General features: G+C 61.9%; 19 protein-coding genes. 9 read left to right on the top strand and 10 right to left on the bottom strand.

Annotated elements, in window-relative coordinates; all coding sequences use genetic code 11:
• Nucleotides 1–30: 30 nt before the first annotated feature.
• The 5 genes from LB532_RS20055 (at nucleotide 31) to LB532_RS20035 (ending at nucleotide 6,652) form a co-directional block, all read left to right on the top strand.
• Nucleotides 31–900 carry an SH3 domain-containing protein gene (locus LB532_RS20055; RefSeq protein WP_140639645.1) on the top strand — a complete coding sequence of 290 codons (870 nt, stop codon included), beginning with the start codon at nucleotides 31–33 and terminating at the stop codon, nucleotides 898–900.
• Between the two features lie 275 nt (nucleotides 901–1,175).
• Nucleotides 1,176–4,667 carry a carbamoyl-phosphate synthase large subunit gene (gene carB / locus LB532_RS20050; RefSeq protein WP_140639646.1) on the top strand — a complete coding sequence of 1,164 codons (3,492 nt, stop codon included), beginning with the start codon at nucleotides 1,176–1,178 and terminating at the stop codon, nucleotides 4,665–4,667.
• Between the two features lie 109 nt (nucleotides 4,668–4,776).
• The gene (locus LB532_RS20045; RefSeq protein ID WP_140639647.1) at nucleotides 4,777–5,283 is read left to right on the top strand and encodes an HD domain-containing protein; all 507 of its coding nucleotides are present in this window, start codon (nucleotides 4,777–4,779) and stop codon (nucleotides 5,281–5,283) included.
• A gap of 89 nt (nucleotides 5,284–5,372) precedes the next feature.
• A complete protein-coding gene (locus LB532_RS20040; protein ID WP_140639648.1) occupies nucleotides 5,373–6,167 on the top strand; it encodes a hypothetical protein in 795 nt (264 codons plus the stop codon).
• Complete coding sequence (locus tag LB532_RS20035; RefSeq protein ID WP_140639649.1) at nucleotides 6,164–6,652, top strand: hypothetical protein; 489 nt, start codon at nucleotides 6,164–6,166, stop codon at nucleotides 6,650–6,652. Before LB532_RS20040 ends, LB532_RS20035 begins: the two co-directional genes overlap by 4 nt.
• A gap of 52 nt (nucleotides 6,653–6,704) precedes the next feature.
• Here the strand turns inward: LB532_RS20035 and LB532_RS20030 are convergent, their stop codons facing one another.
• From LB532_RS20030 to LB532_RS19995, 8 genes are all read right to left on the bottom strand, one after another.
• Nucleotides 6,705–7,097 (bottom strand): Rid family hydrolase, encoded by a 393-nt coding sequence (locus tag LB532_RS20030; protein ID WP_140639650.1) that lies wholly within the window; start codon nucleotides 7,095–7,097, stop codon nucleotides 6,705–6,707.
• A gap of 329 nt (nucleotides 7,098–7,426) precedes the next feature.
• Nucleotides 7,427–7,978 carry a DUF4142 domain-containing protein gene (locus LB532_RS20025; RefSeq protein WP_140639651.1) on the bottom strand — a complete coding sequence of 184 codons (552 nt, stop codon included), beginning with the start codon at nucleotides 7,976–7,978 and terminating at the stop codon, nucleotides 7,427–7,429.
• Nucleotides 7,979–8,056: 78 nt separating this feature from the next.
• Complete coding sequence (locus LB532_RS20020) at nucleotides 8,057–8,800, bottom strand: DUF899 family protein (protein ID WP_140639652.1); 744 nt, start codon at nucleotides 8,798–8,800, stop codon at nucleotides 8,057–8,059.
• Nucleotides 8,801–8,892: 92 nt separating this feature from the next.
• The gene (locus tag LB532_RS20015; protein WP_140639653.1) at nucleotides 8,893–9,717 is read right to left on the bottom strand and encodes a carbohydrate ABC transporter permease; all 825 of its coding nucleotides are present in this window, start codon (nucleotides 9,715–9,717) and stop codon (nucleotides 8,893–8,895) included.
• A 1-nt stretch (nucleotide 9,718) separates the two neighbouring features.
• Nucleotides 9,719–10,693, bottom strand: coding sequence for a carbohydrate ABC transporter permease (locus LB532_RS20010; protein WP_140639654.1), 975 nt, complete (start codon nucleotides 10,691–10,693; stop codon nucleotides 9,719–9,721).
• Nucleotides 10,694–10,731: 38 nt separating this feature from the next.
• Nucleotides 10,732–12,000 (bottom strand): ABC transporter substrate-binding protein, encoded by a 1,269-nt coding sequence (locus LB532_RS20005; RefSeq protein ID WP_140639655.1) that lies wholly within the window; start codon nucleotides 11,998–12,000, stop codon nucleotides 10,732–10,734.
• Between the two features lie 150 nt (nucleotides 12,001–12,150).
• Complete coding sequence (locus LB532_RS20000; protein ID WP_140639656.1) at nucleotides 12,151–12,639, bottom strand: GNAT family N-acetyltransferase; 489 nt, start codon at nucleotides 12,637–12,639, stop codon at nucleotides 12,151–12,153.
• 5 nt (nucleotides 12,640–12,644) lie between these two features.
• Nucleotides 12,645–13,556 (bottom strand): lytic transglycosylase domain-containing protein, encoded by a 912-nt coding sequence (locus LB532_RS19995; protein WP_140639657.1) that lies wholly within the window; start codon nucleotides 13,554–13,556, stop codon nucleotides 12,645–12,647.
• A 180-nt stretch (nucleotides 13,557–13,736) separates the two neighbouring features.
• Between LB532_RS19995 and LB532_RS19990 the strand changes: the two genes are divergently transcribed.
• Nucleotides 13,737–14,306 (top strand): methylated-DNA--[protein]-cysteine S-methyltransferase, encoded by a 570-nt coding sequence (locus LB532_RS19990; RefSeq protein WP_140639658.1) that lies wholly within the window; start codon nucleotides 13,737–13,739, stop codon nucleotides 14,304–14,306.
• A gap of 28 nt (nucleotides 14,307–14,334) precedes the next feature.
• Here LB532_RS19990 and LB532_RS19985 read toward each other — a convergent pair whose 3' ends face one another.
• A complete protein-coding gene (locus LB532_RS19985) occupies nucleotides 14,335–14,664 on the bottom strand; it encodes a hypothetical protein (protein WP_140639659.1) in 330 nt (109 codons plus the stop codon).
• Nucleotides 14,665–14,939: 275 nt separating this feature from the next.
• Between LB532_RS19985 and LB532_RS19980 the strand changes: the two genes are divergently transcribed.
• The 3 genes from LB532_RS19980 to LB532_RS19970 all read left to right on the top strand — a co-directional run bounded on the left by LB532_RS19980 (nucleotide 14,940) and on the right by LB532_RS19970 (nucleotide 15,877).
• A complete protein-coding gene (locus tag LB532_RS19980) occupies nucleotides 14,940–15,152 on the top strand; it encodes a cold-shock protein (protein WP_010910991.1) in 213 nt (70 codons plus the stop codon).
• A 273-nt stretch (nucleotides 15,153–15,425) separates the two neighbouring features.
• Nucleotides 15,426–15,626 carry a hypothetical protein gene (locus LB532_RS19975; protein ID WP_140639660.1) on the top strand — a complete coding sequence of 67 codons (201 nt, stop codon included), beginning with the start codon at nucleotides 15,426–15,428 and terminating at the stop codon, nucleotides 15,624–15,626.
• A complete protein-coding gene (locus tag LB532_RS19970; protein ID WP_140639661.1) occupies nucleotides 15,623–15,877 on the top strand; it encodes a type II toxin-antitoxin system RelE family toxin in 255 nt (84 codons plus the stop codon). Before LB532_RS19975 ends, LB532_RS19970 begins: the two co-directional genes overlap by 4 nt.
• Nucleotides 15,878–15,961: 84 nt before the next feature.
• On the opposite strand, the gene LB532_RS19965 is transcribed toward LB532_RS19970, so the two are convergent.
• Nucleotides 15,962–16,567 carry a glutathione S-transferase family protein gene (locus tag LB532_RS19965; protein ID WP_140639662.1) on the bottom strand — a complete coding sequence of 202 codons (606 nt, stop codon included), beginning with the start codon at nucleotides 16,565–16,567 and terminating at the stop codon, nucleotides 15,962–15,964.
• Between the last annotated feature and the right edge of the window lie 109 nt (nucleotides 16,568–16,676).

Below are 16,676 nucleotides of genomic sequence, written 5' to 3'. Positions count from 1 at the left end.
GTAATGCAATCTATCGGCCACGGCGAAGCGATGAAGCGCCGGTCTACGCTCCGAACGACGCTCTTCGCGCTGATCGCCGCTCCTTTGCTTCTGACGGTGGCCCATGCCGAAGAGGGGCCGTTCATCTCCATCGTAACCGGCCTCGCTCCCGACGATCTCCTCAACGTCCGCGCCCAGCCATCGCCGATCGGCAAGACCGAGGCGCGGCTGGCCAATGGCGCCAGCGTGAACAATCTCGGCTGCATCGACGTAGACGGCCGGCAATGGTGCAAGGTCGAGGCCGAGAACCCGAAAATCAGCGGCTGGACCCCTGCCCGCTACCTGAACCCCGTCAATCCGGCTTCGCCGCCCGATCCGGATCAGGCGGATGCGTCCGCTGCCGTGACCAACAATGCAGGCCAGGCGCTCGACGCCGCAACCGCCAGCCCCGCGGGCGCTCAGCCACCGCCCGCCTTGCCGCCCGATCTGACGGCGAGGCTGGGCGGAGCCGATAATGCGGCTGCTCCCGCAACCACGCCGAAATCCGCCGCAGTGATCGCCATGCAGGATGCCTACGGCCTGGCGCTGGTGGCGAATGAACCGCCGCCCACTGGGGAGACTCCGGCACAGGCGGAGGCCACCGCCGGAGGTGTCGCCATTGAAATTCCCTGTGCGCGCAATGTTGGCCAGCCGATGACCCTTTGCGCGGCAAGCGTCGAGCACAAGGGCAGCGACAAGGCCGACGTCACCGTGACCTGGCCCGACGGCGGCAGCCGCGTCATCTCCTTCTACGGCGGACTGCCCGCCGGCTCCGACGGCGACAGCGATTTCCGCTTCACCCGCGAAGGCAGTCTCAGCATGATCCGCGTCGGCTTCTCCGAACGATTCGAGATTACGGACGCGGTGGCGTTTGGGAAATAGTTTTGGAAGGGGAGTAGGGCAGTAAGGCAATATGTGAAGTGCCTGGAGTGACTGCCCTACTGCCCTACTGCCCTACTGCCCTACTGCCCTACTGCCCTACTGCCCTACTGCCCTACTGCCCTACTGCCCTACTCGCCTGCATTTTCGGGGTTACATCCGGCAAAACTCTTCCCTATAAGGCCCTCCTAGCCTGATACCAGAATCGCAAGCACAACCGGCCGGGTCTCCCGTCCCGGTTTTTCGTGCAAGCCGCTCGCCGAACGGAATTCATAAAGATGCCAAGACGCACCGACATCAAGTCGATCCTGATCATCGGGGCCGGCCCCATCGTCATCGGCCAGGCCTGCGAATTCGACTATTCGGGCACGCAGGCCTGCAAGGCGCTGAAGGAGGAGGGTTTTCGCGTCATCCTGGTCAATTCCAACCCGGCCACCATCATGACCGACCCGGAACTGGCCGATGCCACCTATATCGAACCGATCACCCCCGAGGTCGTGGCCAAGATCATCGCCAAGGAGCGCCCGGATGCGTTGCTGCCGACCATGGGCGGCCAGACCGCGCTCAACACCGCGCTGTCGCTGCGCCGCATGGGCGTGCTCGACCGTTACAATGTCGAGATGATCGGCGCCGACGCCACGGCCATCGACAAGGCCGAGGACCGGGCACTGTTTCGCGAGGCGATGAAGAAGATCGGCCTGGAAACGCCGAAGTCGATGCTGGCCAACGCCACCGACGTCAAGAATGCCGACCGCAAGACGCATGAGGCCGAACGCGCGGCGCTGAAGGCCGAGAAACCCGACAATCTCGACGCCGCGCTCGATGCGCTGGAAACAAGCTGGAACCTCGGCGAAGGCGACCGCAAGCAGCGCTATATCAGCCATGCCATGGCGATCGCCGCCCAGGCGCTCGACCATGTCGGCCTGCCCGCCATCATCCGCCCCTCCTTCACCATGGGCGGCACCGGCGGCGGCATCGCCTACAACAGGGCCGAATTCTTCGACATCGTCCAGTCCGGCCTCGACGCCTCGCCCACCACCGAAGTGCTGATCGAGGAGAGTGTGCTCGGCTGGAAGGAGTATGAGATGGAGGTCGTCCGCGACAGAGCGGACAATTGCATCATCGTCTGCTCGATCGAGAACATCGACCCGATGGGCGTGCATACGGGCGACAGCATCACCGTCGCCCCTGCCCTGACCCTTACCGATAAAGAATATCAGATGATGCGCAACGCCTCGATCGCGGTGCTGCGCGAGATCGGCGTCGAGACCGGCGGCTCCAACGTGCAGTTCGCCGTCAACCCGGCCGATGGCCGCCTGGTGGTGATCGAGATGAACCCACGCGTCTCGCGCTCTTCCGCGCTGGCCTCCAAGGCGACCGGCTTCCCCATTGCCAAGATCGCGGCCAAGCTTGCCGTCGGCTACACGCTGGACGAACTGGAGAACGACATCACCGGCGGCGCCACGCCCGCCTCGTTCGAGCCGTCGATCGACTACGTCGTCACCAAGATCCCGCGTTTTGCCTTCGAAAAATTCCCCGGCGCAGAGCCGGTGCTGACCACCGCCATGAAGTCGGTCGGCGAAGTGATGGCCATCGGCCGCACCTTCCAGGAATCCCTGCAAAAGGCTTTGCGTGGATTGGAGACCGGCCTCACCGGTCTCGACGAGATCGAGATCCCCGACCTCGGCTCGGCCAACAGCGCCGACGATCGCAACGCCATCCGCGCCGCCCTGGGCACGCCGACGCCGGACCGGCTGCGCATGGTGGCGCAGGCGATCCGCATGGGCACCTCGCTGGAAGACGTGCATGCAATGTGCAAGATCGACCCGTGGTTCCTCGAGCAGATCGCCGGCATCCTGGCCATGGAAGCCCGCATCCGGGAGCACGGCCTGCCTGAGGACGCCGCCAATCTGCGCATGCTGAAGGCCATGGGTTTTTCGGACGCCCGCCTCGCCTCATTGACGAAGAGCGACGTGGAAGTCGTTCAGAAGATTCGTGAAAAGCTCGACGTTCATCCGGTTTATAAGCGCATCGACACCTGCGCCGCCGAGTTCGCCTCGCCCACCGCCTACATGTACTCCACTTATGAAGTGCCGTTTGCCGGCCAGCTCGCCAACGAGGCGCAGGTCTCGTCGCGCAAGAAGGTGGTCATCCTCGGCGGCGGGCCGAACCGCATCGGCCAGGGCATCGAGTTCGACTATTGCTGCTGCCATGCGGCGTTTGCGCTGCGCGACGCCGGCTATGAAGCGATCATGGTCAACTGCAACCCCGAGACCGTGTCGACCGACTACGACACCTCGGACCGTCTGTACTTCGATCCGCTGACGGCGGAGGACGTGCTGGAGATCCTGCGCGCCGAGCAGGCCTCGGGCGAGCTGGTCGGCGTCATCGTCCAGTTCGGCGGCCAGACGCCGCTGAAGCTCGCCGATGCGCTGGAGAAGGCCGGCATCCCGATCCTCGGCACCTCGCCCGACATGATCGATCTGGCCGAGGACCGCGACCGTTTCCAGAAGCTGCTGCACAAGCTCAATCTCAGCCAGCCGAAGAACGGCATCGCCTATTCGGTCGAGCAGGCCCGCCTCGTCGCCGGCGAGCTCGGCTTCCCGCTGGTGGTGCGCCCCTCCTATGTGCTGGGCGGCCGCGCCATGCAGATCATCCATGACGAGGGCATGCTGCAGACCTACCTGCTCGACACCGTGCCCGGCCTGGTGCCGGAGGACATCAAGCAGAAATACCCCAACGACAAGACCGGCCAGATCAACACGCTCTTGGGCAAGAACCCGCTGCTGTTCGACACCTATCTGTCAGGCGCCATCGAGGTCGATGTAGACTGCCTCTGCGACGGCAAGGCGACCTTTGTCTCCGGCATTCTCGAGCACATCGAGGAGGCCGGCATCCATTCGGGCGATAGTGCCTGCTCGCTGCCCGTTCATTCGCTGCCCTCCGAGTTGGTCGACGAGCTGGAGCGCCAGACAGCAAGCCTGGCCCGCGCGCTCAATGTCGGCGGGTTGATGAACGTGCAGTACGCGATCAAGGACGGCACGGTCTATGTGCTGGAGGTCAACCCGCGCGCATCCCGCACCGTGCCCTTTGTCGCCAAGACCATCGGTCGGCCCATTGCGAAAATCGCCGCCCGCATCATGGCCGGCGAGACGCTGGAAGACGCCTTCGCCCATTACGGCGCCATGCCGGACCCGCGCAATCCCGGCCACATCGCGGTCAAGGAAGCCGTCTTCCCCTTCGCCCGCTTCCCCGGCGTCGACATATTGCTCGGACCGGAAATGCGCTCGACCGGCGAGGTCATGGGCCTCGACCGCGATTTCGCCCTCGCCTTCGCCAAGAGCCAGTTGGGGGCGGGTGTTGACCTCCCCCGCTCCGGCACCCTGTTCGTCTCGGTGCGCGACGAGGACAAGAAAGGCATATTGCCGGCGGTCAAGCGCCTCGCCGGCCTCGGCTTCAAGGTGATGGCGACCTCAGGCACCGCCCGCTTCCTCGCCGAAAACGACGTCGTGGCGGAAAAGATCAACAAGGTCCTGGAAGGCCGCCCCCACATCGAGGACGCCATCCGCAACCGCCAGGTGCAGATCGTCTTCAACACCACGGATGGCCAGAAGGCGGTGTCGGACTCCAAGTCGCTACGGCGAGCGACGCTGATGCAGAAGGTGCCCTATTACACGACGCTCTCGGGGGCTGCTGCGGTGGCAGAGGCGATCGCGGCGCTGAAGGCGGGGAGCCTTGAGGTCAGGCCGTTGCAGGAGTATTTTGCGTGAGACGGATTAACCATTTCATGGTGTTGAGAGTAAATAATTTATGAATTTTAACTTTCTGTGCATCTTTGTTATGCTGGAGTGAAAATCCCTCAGGGTGATTCGCGGCACTATGGCAAAAACTCAACGAATTCGAGATCCATTACACGATCTTATTGAGTTTGATATAGGTAAATTCGATCAATTTCTTTGGAAACTGATAGACACGAGAGAATTTCAGCGGCTTCGGCGTGTAAAACAACTCGGTTTTTCGGAACTTGTTTATCCAGGCGCCACTCATACGCGCTTTGCACATAGTATTGGTGTATTTCATACCGCTCGACAGCTTGTTGGATTAATTTCTAGTAGGATTGGCGAAAAATTCGAACAAGAGAAGGCTGAGATTGCCTTAGCCGCGTCATTGGTCCACGATCTAGGACATGGTCCGTTTAGTCATGCATTTGAAGAGGCGATAAAGCTTCTTAACAAAGACAATGCCAGGCGCAATGGAGAAAAAGGACCTCCAAAGCTTAAAAAGCACGAGCAATGGACTTCTGACATTATTCTGGGAGATACCGAGTCGGCAATGCTCTCAGATCCCGTGGCGCTGATTTCCAAGAAGCTGTATCGAAGCTCCTAATTGCAGATACGCCAAGCGACATTTACGCCGCAGTGGTTTCAAGTCAGTTTGATGCTGACAGGCTGGACTACGTCCGCCGTGACCGACTGATGACGGGCGCCAAGCATGGCGGCTTCGACTATTCGTGGATATTGGCCAACCTAGAGGTTGGATCGATTCCGCTCGCCATCGACGATGAGACATATTCCACCATCGACAGCCTGGTTTTGGGCCACAAGGCATTCCAAGCTGCAGAATCGTATGTTCTTGGTTTGTTCCATCTCTATTTTGCTGTATATTTCCACAAAGCGACTCGCTCAGCCGAGAAAATTCTGTCGGCTGTTCTACGTAGGGTTGGGACGCTGTGCGCTGAAGGAAACGCCCCGTTGACTGCGTTGAGTGAAGGAAATCCGATACTGACGTTCGTTCAGAATCGCGACCTTAGTTCATACCTGAAGGCCGACGACTTCGTCGTGTGGGGCAGCCTTTCCGTCATGGCAGAGTCCAAGGATGCCATTTTGGGCGAGCTCTCCCAGCGATTGCTCTCCAGGAAATTGTACAAGGCTCTCGACATTTCTGACCATTTTGAAGGTCGTGGTGACGCTAATGCGGTTGCTCACTTTCGCGCTCAACTGACCCAGGCAAAAGAAAATGGCGATTTCGACGAGGTTGAAATTTTCGAAGATCAACCCTCAAGAAATCCCTACAAACGGCGAGGTTATGGCTCTCCCGATGCGCTTTCTAAAATTCATATCATGCGCGCAGACGGATCGAGACCAGATGACCTTAGTGACCGCTCAGATGTCGTGAAGGCGCTCCAAGAGAAATCAATCTATCGCGTGTATGTGCGGGATGAAAAAGCAAAGGCAAAAATAGAAGGACTTATACGGAGGACGGAAAGATGAGTGACATCGCTTCTTATGTCGCGAAGATTGTAGCATTGAACGGTGGTTCAATCGTTGGAAAAACAAGACTGCAAAAGTCGGCCTACTTTCTGGAAGAACTTGGAGTAGGAAATGATTTCATTTTTGAATATTATTACTATGGTCCCTATAGCGACGAAATTTCTATAGGAGTTGACGACGCCAAAGCTCTTGGCTATCTAAACCTAGAGTGGAAAACAACTAAAGATGGCACAAAGTACGCCGTATTTACCTCTAATTCAAAACTAAAAGAAGAGAATTATGATAAAAAGAGAATATCTATCTTGGAGACGCTTTCAAGATACGATTCTATTTCGATAGAATTGGCTGCAACTGCAGATTTCCTGTCTAAAAATGGATTTGAAATCGACCCATGGAAAGAGACCATCAAAAGAAAAGAGGATAAATCAACGCAAGAGAGGGTACAAAAGGCCAAGAAGCTGCTGGGTGAATTAGAGAAGATTTGACAGCAGGACAGGTCAAACTCCTTCGCCGGCACGAATGGCGATGCCAATGGCCTCACCCCACCGCCACACACTCAATCTCAATGTCAAACTCCATCGGCCACGAAGCCACCGGCACGAAACTTCGCGCCGGCGGGTTCTCGCTGAAATACCGGGCATAGACCCGGTTAATCGCATGGTAGAAGCCGGAATTGACAGCGTAGATGCGCACCATCACCACGTTTTCCAGCGAGGTGCCGGCCGCTTCCAGGCAGTGTTTCAGCGCCTTCAGCGACGCCTCGGTCTGGGTTTCGATGTCGCCGCGCACCATCTCGCCGGTCACCATGTCCACCGGCGGCGTCGCCGAGATGAACACGAAGCCGTTGGCCTTCACCGCCGTCGAACAGGGCAGGCCAAGCGCCCGCACCTTGTCCGACATGACCGGCACTTCGATGACTTCCTTTTTCATGGTGATCCTCCCTTTGGTTGAAGGGAGCTTATCGCGCTGCTGGTTGAATGCCAGAGCGGTTCTTCCTTCTCCCCTCGTGGGAGAAGGGAAGAGCTACACCGCCCTCTCATCAGCCGCGTAGCGGTGAAACATCCGGCCGTGGCGCCCTACGGCGGACATCTCCCCCACTTGGGGGGAGATTGGCGGCTTCGGCGTCGGCTCTCTTCTAGCTACGTTGGAGATTGGCGAAGGCCGAAAGCACTGCCAATCTCCCCCTTGTGGGGGAGATGTCCGGCAGAGGGGGCGCCGTAGAGCGCTATCGCCTGCCGTTCAGCTCCCGTCGAAACGCCTTACCCCTGATGCGCGGCGCCCAGCTCCTTCACGTGCTTTTCATGCATCTTCAGCGTCGGCAGCGTCTTCTTGGCGAATTCCTTCATCGCCGGATCGTCGCCCGATTGGGCGTAGGTGCTGAACAGGGCCACCGCCTGCTTGTGCGCGTCCGCCTGCATCATAATGTATTTAGTGTCGAAGTCCTTGCCGCTGGCGGCCTTGAGCTCGTCGAGCTGGCCCTGTTCTTTCGGCTGAAGCGCCGGGCCGGCCGGCTTGGTCGAGGCGGTGGTCTGGCCCTGCGCGAGCGCCGCCTTGAAGTCCTCGCCGGCCTTGGTGTGGTCCTCAATCATCTGTTTGGCGAAGGCCTTGACGTCGGCCGATGCCGATTTCTGCTCGGCGAGCTTGCTCGACTGGATCTCGAACTCGTTGGCGCCGGGCACCGTCTTGATGAAGGTCTGCGTGTCGACCTTGCTCTCGGCCGCCAACGGCGTCGTTTGGGCGGTGGACTGGGCAAGCGCTGCAGGCGCGGCGGCGAGCAAGGCCGCGGCGGTCATGGTCAGAAGCGTTTTCATCTGCAATCTCCGATCGGAATGATTCCCTCGGGATTCCAACGCCGCAGAGGAGCGGAAGTTGCGCCGGGCGCCTTGCCGTCAATGGCAGCACGCCTCGCCATATTGCAGCTGCTCGTGCCAGTTCGGCCTTCCTTCCGGCGTGAAATCCATCAGGTTCCACAGGATCTCGCAGGTGCCGATGGCGCGCGGGTCCTGGCCGGGCTCCGGCGGGGCGAAGCCCAGTTCGGACGACCAGAAATGCCTGATGCCGTCAGCGTCGCGATGAAATACCGACAAAAGCGGGATCTGCGCACCGTCCGCCTCCTCGGCATTGTAGTCGCGCTTGAAACTGTTGGAGGCCGACGACACCAGCCGCATGTTCTTCCAGCCACGGTCGCGGCCGAGCGTGACCAGGTTTTCGAGCGCGGTTTTCGCCACCACGGCGAAGTTGAAGCCGGCCGCCTGGAGATGGCCGACCGCGCCATCGAACTGGTCGAGCAGCGCCGTGCAGGATGGGCACGGCTGGTCCGGCCGCGCCAGCTTCGCCGTGCCGCCCGTTGTTGCCACGTCGCGCGTCTCCTGCGGATGGCGCGGGAACATCATCTGGTAGAGGATCAGCGTGTCCTTGCCGGGCGCGAAAAGTTCCGACAGCTTTATCTCAGCCTGCCTGCCCTCGGCATCGAGACCGTCAAACACATAGTCCTGGCTGACCAGTCCGCCCGGCGGCAGCGCGCGCCGCGCCTCGGCCACGTCCTCCATGGCGCGGCGCAGTGCGATTTCCTTCTTCAGCAGCTTTTCGCGGGCAGCGCGGTATTTGGCGGATTCGTTGGGAAAAGTGATCATGATCGGCTCCTTGGGTCACAGCGCCGGCGCCCCGGCGCGGTTGCTCTAAGACCTAAGGACGCGCCGGTGCGACCGGTTCCGACATTTTCTCCTCACCCTTTCACGCCGCCGGCGGTGAGGCCCGAAACGATCTTGCGCTGGAAGATCAGCACCAGCACCACCAGCGGCACGGTGACGATCACCGATGCGGCCATGATGTTGCCCCACGGGATCTCGAACTGCGAATTGCCCGAAAGCAGCGCGATCGCCACTGGCACGGTCCGCTGGGCGTTGTTGGAGGTGAATGTCAGGGCAAACAGGAACTCGTTCCACGCGCCGATGAAGGCGAGCAGCCCGGTGGTCGCCAGCGCCGGCCACATCAGCGGCAGGAAGATGCGCGTGATGATGATCCACGGCGTCGCGCCGTCGAGGATCGCCGCCTCCTCGACCTCGACCGGCAGGTCGCGCACGAAGGCGGTCAACACCCAGACGGTGAATGGCAAGGTAAAGATCATGTAGGAGAAGATCAGCGCGACAAGCGAATTGTAGAGGCCGAACATCCGCACCAGTTCGAACAGCCCGGCCAGCACCGCCACCTGCGGGAACATCGACACCGACAGGATGGCGAAGAGCAGCGCCGAGCGGCCACGGAAGCGGATGCGCGCCAGCGCGTAGGCCGCCGTGACGCCGAGGAACAGGGAAAGCGCGACGACCGCGCCCGAAACCATCAGTGAGTTCATGAGGTTGCGCGCGAAGGCGCCTTCGGTCAGCACGTTGCGGTAGTTGCCGAGGCTGAACGTCCTCGGCCACAGATCGGCCTGGAAGAGCTCGGTCCCCGATTTCAGGCTGGTGACGATGGCGTAGTAGAACGGGAATACGGCGACGAGCACGATGACCGCGACCAGCAGGTAGAAGCCCGCCCGCTTCAGGATCCACATCTCAGCGGCCTCCGTCCAGGCTGACCCGGCCGATCCGGATATAGGCCATGGTGAGGAGCGCAAGAATGAGGAACAGCAGCGTCGAAGCGGCCGAGCCGTAGGCGAATTTGTCGAACTCGAACAGGTTCTCGCGCGCGAACACAGACATCGACTTGGTGTGCACGTTGTTGGGCGTCAGCACATAGATCAGGTCGAAGATGCGCAGCGCATCGAGCGCGCGGAAGATCACCGCCACCATCACCGCCGGGCGGATCAGCGGCAAGGTCACCCGCCAGAATATCTGCCACGGATTGGCGCCGTCGAGCCTGGCGACCTCGATGATCTCGCGCGGCAGCATCTGCAGCGCGGCAAGGATGAGCAGCGCCATGAACGGTGTCGTCTTCCAGATGTCGACGACCAGCACCGCCGCCATCGCCTTGTCGGCGTTGGCGGTCCAGGCGATCTTGTTGTCGATCAGGCCGAGATTGAGCAGCACCACATTGATGATGCCGAACTGGTCGTTGAGCATCCACTGCCACATCTTGGCCGAGACGATGGTCGGGATCGCCCAGGGGATGAGGATCGCCGCCCTGACGATGCCGCGGCCGGGGAATTCGGCATTGAGCACCAGCGCAACGATCATGCCGAGGATCGTCTCGCAGGTGACCGAAATCACCGCGAAGCGCACCGTGTTCCAGACGGCGCTCCACCAGACCGGGTCGGCCAGCACGCCATCATAGAGCACCCGGCCGCTCGGCATGCGCAGCACCGAGAAGTAATTGGCGAAACCTGCCCACTGGCGGGCGTCGAGGTCGGCCAGCGAAGCGTCGGTGAAGCTGAAATAGATGGTGCGGGCGAGCGGCCAGCCGGCAGCGGCGGCGAGCACCAGGAGCATCGGCGCCAGGAACAGCCAGGCCGAACGCACGCGCCGGCGCATCAGCCGCGAGCGCGGGCGGCGGGTCGCGGCGGTTTCACGCATCGGCTGCGCTTCTGTCATGCCTCGCGCCGGGCGGGATATGGAGGCGCGTTGTGGCGTCACCAGCCACGACCCTTCAGCCTTGTCAGCATGGCTTCGAGGTCGGCCAGATTGTCGCCGGCGGCGCCATCGCCCGACAGCGTCTTGTGGACGGCGTTCCAGAACTGGCTCGACGCCTCGTTGTATTTGATCTTGGCCGCGGCCGAGGGACGCGGCACCGCATTGAGGAATATCTGCTTCCAGCGCGGAACGATCGGCTGTTGCCTGGCGATGTCGGCATCGTCATAGAGCGCCTGGATGGTCGGCAGGCTGGAGTTCCTCAGCGCGCGGTATTTCTGCATCGCGGGCGAGGCGATGAATTTGACGAGCCCGATCGCCGCGTCCGGGTGCCTGGAATATTTGGACACGGCGAGATTCCAGCCGCCCAGCACCGCCGCCGGCCGCGCGCCTTCGCCGGTGCCGGCCGGCAGCGGCGCGACATCGAACTTGCCCTTGATCGGCGAGCCTTCGGAGTTGCCGAGGGCATAGGCGTAGGGCCAGTTGCGCATGAAGACGGCATTGCCGGTCTGCCACACGCCGCGCGATTCCTCTTCCTGATAGGCCAGCACGCCGGGCGGCGCGATGGTCCCGACCCAGCTTTTGGCCATGTCGAGCGCGGCGGCCGCTTTTGGATTGTTGATCGAGATGGTGCCGTCCGGCTCGATGATCTGGCCGCCGCCGTTCGACATTACCCATTCGAGCGCGTCGCAGGTCAGCCCCTCATAGGCATTGCCCTGGAAGACGAAGCCCCAGATGTCCTTGTTGCCGGTCGCCCGCTCCTTGTCCATGACCAGCCTGGCGGTCTCGGTCAGCTCCTTCCAGGTAGCAGGCACCTTGGCTCCGTATTTGTCGAGCAGGTCCTTGCGGTAGTAGAGCGCCGGCGCATCGGTGAAGATCGGCAGCGCCACCAGCCTGCCGTTGACGGTCTGCGACTGGATGATCGAAGGGAAATGGGCGCCGACGACATCCTTGGTCGCCGCGGTCAGGTCGACGAGTTGGCTGGCGAGCTGCGGCGCCCAGATCACATCGGTCTGGTAGACATCGATATCGCTGTTGCCGGCGGCAAGCCACAGCCGGTACTGGCCGAACTGGTCGGTCCCGGATGCCGGCATGACGACGATGCTGACCTTGTTGCCGCTGTCCTTCTCATAGCGGTCGAGGATTTCACGCAGCACCTTGATGCCGATGCCTGTGTCGCCCGACACGATCGACAGCTCGACGGCCCGCGCAGGGGCGGCCGCAATCATCGCGACAGCGGCCACCGCGGCAAATGCGTGCAAGAGCCTCATGGCGGCGGAGGGTCTCCTTTTGGAACCGCGACGCAAGCCTTCCAGGCGCCGGAAGCTGGCCGGACCCCTCCACCACTCATTGAATGCGGAGCGGCGCTCTGGGTTCCCGAGCCATGCCGGCGAGCGGCGGTGGACAAGGCCGCGGCGGCCTCAGCCTTCCCAGGCGACAGGGCTCATCCCAAGCCGTTGATAGAGCCTGACGGCGGCGGCATTTTCCACCGTGTTGGTCTTGAGGTCGACATGCGGGGCGCCGCGTTCGCGAAAGACGGCGAAGGCGTGCCACATCAGCGCCTCGCCGATGCCCCTGCCGCGCGCCTGCGGATGCACGGCGAGATCCCTGACGAAGGCGCTCGTCCAGCACAGCGCCGCCGCCGCCAGCAGGCCCTTGGCGTCGATGACGAGGAAACAGAGCGCCGGGTCGAATTCGGGGTCGCCTGAGACGCGCGACCACCATTCGTCGAACGGGCCGTCGGCGCCGTCCTCGAACACTTCGGTCAAAAGCGCATGCAAGGCCGGCGCGTCGCCGTGCCCGAGGCTGCGCATGACGAAGCCATCCGGCCAGTGCGCGGGAACCAGCGTCTCGTCGAGGATCTTGCGCAGCCGGATGTCGTTGGGAGCCGGCGGGCGCGGTTCGGGCATTTCGCTCAGGCGTCGGGCAGCAGGCGCCGCCGCTTGCGGTCGACGCCGAGGCCGGTCGCCTCGAGCAGGCCTTTGCGCTTGGCGTCGAAATAGTAGCCGGTCTGGTAGAGCCAGTCGGCGCGCTTGGCGTTGCCGTTCGACACCAACCAGGCGCCACGCAGGTATTTGACGGCGTATTTCAGGTTGGTTTCGGCATCGAACAGGCCCCTGGCCGGTCCGTCATAGCCCATGCCGCGCGCCGTCGCGTGCTTGATCTGCATCAGCCCCCAATGGCCGTTGTTGTAGGCCTTGGGATTGAAGGTGCTTTCGCGGTTGACGACGTGGCGCACCAGGTCGACCGGCACCTGATAAAGCGCGGCGTATTTTACGATCAGCCGGTCGATATCGCCGCGCACGCCGGTCGCATGCTCTTCCTGCACGGGAGCGGCAGGGAACTGGACGAGGGCAGCCGGATTTTGCGGCACAACGTAGGCGGCCTGCTGCACGCCGGGCATGGCTTTCTGATCGTTCTTGGCGATCGCCGGCACGATGAGCCCGGCGGTGGCGTAGGCGGCTGCCGCCTTGATTGGTGCGCCGGCGCCAGCCGGCGGCGGCGCCTGCCAGGCATTGGCGGTCATCACCGCCGGCACGGCCGGCGCGGTTGGGGTCGCTCCGGCAAAGGCCGCGGTTGCCGCGGCCGCCTGCGTGGCCGGGCCGGCGGGCAACTCAGCGGTTTGAACGGGCGTAATCCCCGACGATTCCGGAAGCACCGAAACCGTCTCCGGCAACGGTATGGTGAAGCCGGCATCGGTGCCGGCGACAGTCGCCGTTTCGGTGAGGGAAGACGCGGATTTCATCTGCGAGGTCGACGTGCAACCGCTGACGCCGGCCATGGCCGCGATCACGCCGAGCAGGATAAGGATTTGTTTTGCTGGCAAGCCGCGTTCGGGTCCGGTTCGTCGGATGTTAAGAAATCCCTTACACCAGCGATTCCTGGCGAGCAATCGGGGCGCTCAGGTGGTTTTCGGGTGGCGAGACTCGGGCCGAAATGCCATATTGTTCCTGATATGTACCGGCATGAATGCCGGTTTCTGGCCATTTTGCGAAAGGAGCACGCCATGCAAACGCCGTCGCAGATCACAGCCGGCCACGCAGTGTTAGAAACAGTGATCGGCTTCATGGGCATTGCCTGGAGCGAAAAGGGCCTGATCCGGCTCTGCCTGCCCGAACGCAGCCGCGAGGCGGTGGAGCGGCGGCTGATGCGCCATGCCGGCGTTTCGGCCTCTACCGTGCAGCCGCCGTGGGTGGTCGAGCTGATCGCCTCGATCAAGGCCTATGCGGCCGGCGAGGATGTCGATTTCTCCTCCGTGCCGGTCGATCTCGACGGTATCGACGATTTCCGCCTCGCCATCTATGGCGCGGCGCGAAAGCTCGCTTATGGCGAAACCACCACCTATGGCGAACTGGCCAAGCGCGCCGGCCATGCCGGCCTGCCGCGCGAAACCGGTGCCGCGCTTGGCGCCAATCCGGTGCCGCTGGTCATTCCGTGCCACCGTATCCTCGCGGCCGGCGGCAAGATCGGCGGCTTTTCGGCGCCCGGCGGTTCGACCACCAAGGAAAAGATGCTGGCCATGGAAGGCGTGCGCGTCGGCCCGCCGCCGCCCGCGCAGGTCTCATTCGGATTTTGAAACGATAGCCGCCGCGCCGAGCGATTACCTAGTCGTTGTGAAAAAACCGCCGGCGGAAACGCTGGTCGTTGTCCGGTCGCTTGCAATTGTAGACCGGGCAGGATTTCGTATCGGCGCTCGGCACATAGGCGCGTGTCCTCACCTCCCCCATGGTGCAGAATTGCTGGCTCTGCACGTAGCGGTCGTAGAGCGGCAGCCCCGGCACCCGCCTGGACTGATAGCGCAGGATGACGGCGCCCTGCCGCGCGATCGTCGCCTGCACGCGGCCACAGTCCATCCGCGTCGGATCGTAGCGCGAGATCGCCTGCGCCTCGGCGGCAACCAGCGTCAGGCATGCCGCCAGCAGAATGGTCTTCATGGTCCTCTCCCCTGATGCGCGGCCCACGGACAGCGCCATCTGACGCAACGGTTTCACCGGATTGGGGCGGCCGTTGGGCGATCCTCCGATCACGGCTTTCTCACGCAGTCTTGTATTTCGTGCGAAAGCAGCCTATATCAGCCCCATTGATATTTCGGCCGATCGATCCGGGCCTCGCGATCTTCGCGTTTGCTGACGTCTATCTCCAAAATCTCGATGCACACCGGCTGGACCTCGGTTCGGTCAAACCAAAGCAAATGTGAAGGACTATTTTAATGGCAACTGGAACGGTCAAGTGGTTCAACGCCACCAAGGGCTTCGGCTTCATCCAGCCTGACGCGGGCGGCGCGGACGTTTTCGTCCACATCTCCGCCGTCGAGCGCGCTGGACTGTCGACCCTGGTCGAAGGCCAGAAGATCAACTTCGAGATCGAGCAGGACCGCCGCACTGGCAAGTCGTCCGCTGGATCTCTGAGCAAGGCAGCCTGATTTTGAAAATGGCGCGCGCCGGGCGACAGCCCGGGGCGTGCGGCAAGTCACGGATGTACTGACGGTCGCGCGAGAAGCGCGCCGGAGCGGAAAGACCCGACAAGCCGGATCAGCAGATAGCTGCCAGCCCGGACCGGACGCTCCCGATCAGGCTACCGAAATGGGAAGGCGGGCTTTGTCCCGCCTTTTTATTTGCCTGGATTTCAGACACTGCAGACGGGACTTTTGGTACCACCCATGGTACTTTTGGCCCTATAGGGGTACTATTCGACCATGACTAAGCTTGAGCAAATCGAAAAATCCGTTGCCGAGCTGAGCCGCGAGGAATTAAAGGCGTTTGCCGCCTGGTTCGAGGCGCTTCAGGCAGACAGGTGGGATCGGCAGATCGAGGCCGACGCGAAGGCTGGCCGGTTGGACAAGCTTGCCGAACAGGCACTGGCTGAGCATCGCGCCGGCCGGACGCGGCCTCTGTGAATCACGTCGCCTCTCCATCATTCTGGGAGGCTTATGAAAAACTGCCATCATCAATCAGAGCAAAGGCAGACAGACGTTTTGCCAGCCTGCGTTCTGACCCGTTTCATCCCTCACTGCATTTCAAACAGGTCGGTCGCTATTGGTCGGCGCGAGTCGACGAAAACTACCGGGCTGTTGCCATACGCATCAATGAAGATGTGATCTGGTTCTGGATCGGCACCCATGCTGATTACGACCATCTCTTGAAGTAGTTAAATCTTACCGACGCAGCGGGCCTCACCGCTGCTGGCGCGCATCTGGAGCGGCCGCGAAGCAGCGACGGCGTCAGGACAAAATTACCCCACCCATTCCATAGGCACATGCCCAGGATCGGCTTCCACCCGGCCAAGCCAGGCGACGACCGCCGGATAGGCGTCGAGTTGAAAGCCGCCTTGATCTGCCGTATGCGTATAGGCATAGAGCGCGACATCGGCGACGCTGAAAGCACCGGCGAAGAAAGCGTTGCTTTCCAGATGTTTGTTCATGACGCCGAGCGCCTTGTTGCCGCGCTCCAGTGTCATCGCCAGCCGCTCGGGCGTCGCGTCCTTGGCCCTTTCGGGAAAGGTCAGCAGCGCCTTGCGCACGGCGATATAGGGCTCGTGGCTGTATTGTTCGAAGAACAGCCATTGATAGGCGAGCCCGCGCTCATACTTGGCCGCGGGCAGGAAGCGCGTGCCCTCGGCGAGGTAGAGCAGGATGGCGTTGGATTCAGCGATCCGCCTTCCGTCGTCGAGCTCCAGCAGCGGCACCATGGCGTTCGGATTCTTGGCGACGAAATCCGCTTTTCGCGTATCGCCCGTGTGCGAACTCACCTCGACAGTGGTGAAAGGGAGGCCGAGCTTGGCCATCAGCAAGCGCGGCTTGTAGCAATTGCCGCTGTCGATCATGCTGTAAAGTATCATCGCGGGTCCCCCGAGCGCTGCCATGTGCAGACGCGATTATCGCAGCCGCGCCGTCCTCGCCAATGATTAGTTTTGGCGCGACGATCAGCGCCGCTGATGTGTAGCACGC

The organism is Mesorhizobium sp. ESP-6-2 (assembly GCF_020164675.1).
In the GTDB taxonomy this organism is placed as follows: domain Bacteria; phylum Pseudomonadota; class Alphaproteobacteria; order Rhizobiales; family Rhizobiaceae; genus Mesorhizobium.
Note: the sequence above shows the minus strand (reverse complement) of the source record. Positions and strands in the feature narration are given on the sequence as shown.

Coding starts and splice junctions, on each gene's coding strand:
- LB532_RS20020 (WP_140639652.1), bottom strand. CDS start 8,800: ATGATCACTTTTCCCAACGAATCCGCCAAATACCGCGCTGCCCGCGAA.
- LB532_RS19990 (WP_140639658.1), top strand. CDS start 13,737: ATGCAAACGCCGTCGCAGATCACAGCCGGCCACGCAGTGTTAGAAACA.
- LB532_RS19975 (WP_140639660.1), top strand. CDS start 15,426: ATGACTAAGCTTGAGCAAATCGAAAAATCCGTTGCCGAGCTGAGCCGC.
- LB532_RS20030 (WP_140639650.1), bottom strand. CDS start 7,097: ATGAAAAAGGAAGTCATCGAAGTGCCGGTCATGTCGGACAAGGTGCGG.
- carB (WP_140639646.1), top strand. CDS start 1,176: ATGCCAAGACGCACCGACATCAAGTCGATCCTGATCATCGGGGCCGGC.
- LB532_RS19965 (WP_140639662.1), bottom strand. CDS start 16,567: ATGATACTTTACAGCATGATCGACAGCGGCAATTGCTACAAGCCGCGC.
- LB532_RS19980 (WP_010910991.1), top strand. CDS start 14,940: ATGGCAACTGGAACGGTCAAGTGGTTCAACGCCACCAAGGGCTTCGGC.
- LB532_RS20035 (WP_140639649.1), top strand. CDS start 6,164: ATGAGTGACATCGCTTCTTATGTCGCGAAGATTGTAGCATTGAACGGT.
- LB532_RS20005 (WP_140639655.1), bottom strand. CDS start 12,000: ATGAGGCTCTTGCACGCATTTGCCGCGGTGGCCGCTGTCGCGATGATT.
- LB532_RS20000 (WP_140639656.1), bottom strand. CDS start 12,639: ATGCCCGAACCGCGCCCGCCGGCTCCCAACGACATCCGGCTGCGCAAG.
- LB532_RS20025 (WP_140639651.1), bottom strand. CDS start 7,978: ATGAAAACGCTTCTGACCATGACCGCCGCGGCCTTGCTCGCCGCCGCG.
- LB532_RS20015 (WP_140639653.1), bottom strand. CDS start 9,717: ATGTGGATCCTGAAGCGGGCGGGCTTCTACCTGCTGGTCGCGGTCATC.
- LB532_RS19985 (WP_140639659.1), bottom strand. CDS start 14,664: ATGAAGACCATTCTGCTGGCGGCATGCCTGACGCTGGTTGCCGCCGAG.
- LB532_RS20040 (WP_140639648.1), top strand. CDS start 5,373: ATGACGGGCGCCAAGCATGGCGGCTTCGACTATTCGTGGATATTGGCC.
- LB532_RS20010 (WP_140639654.1), bottom strand. CDS start 10,693: ATGACAGAAGCGCAGCCGATGCGTGAAACCGCCGCGACCCGCCGCCCG.
- LB532_RS20055 (WP_140639645.1), top strand. CDS start 31: ATGAAGCGCCGGTCTACGCTCCGAACGACGCTCTTCGCGCTGATCGCC.
- LB532_RS20045 (WP_140639647.1), top strand. CDS start 4,777: ATGGCAAAAACTCAACGAATTCGAGATCCATTACACGATCTTATTGAG.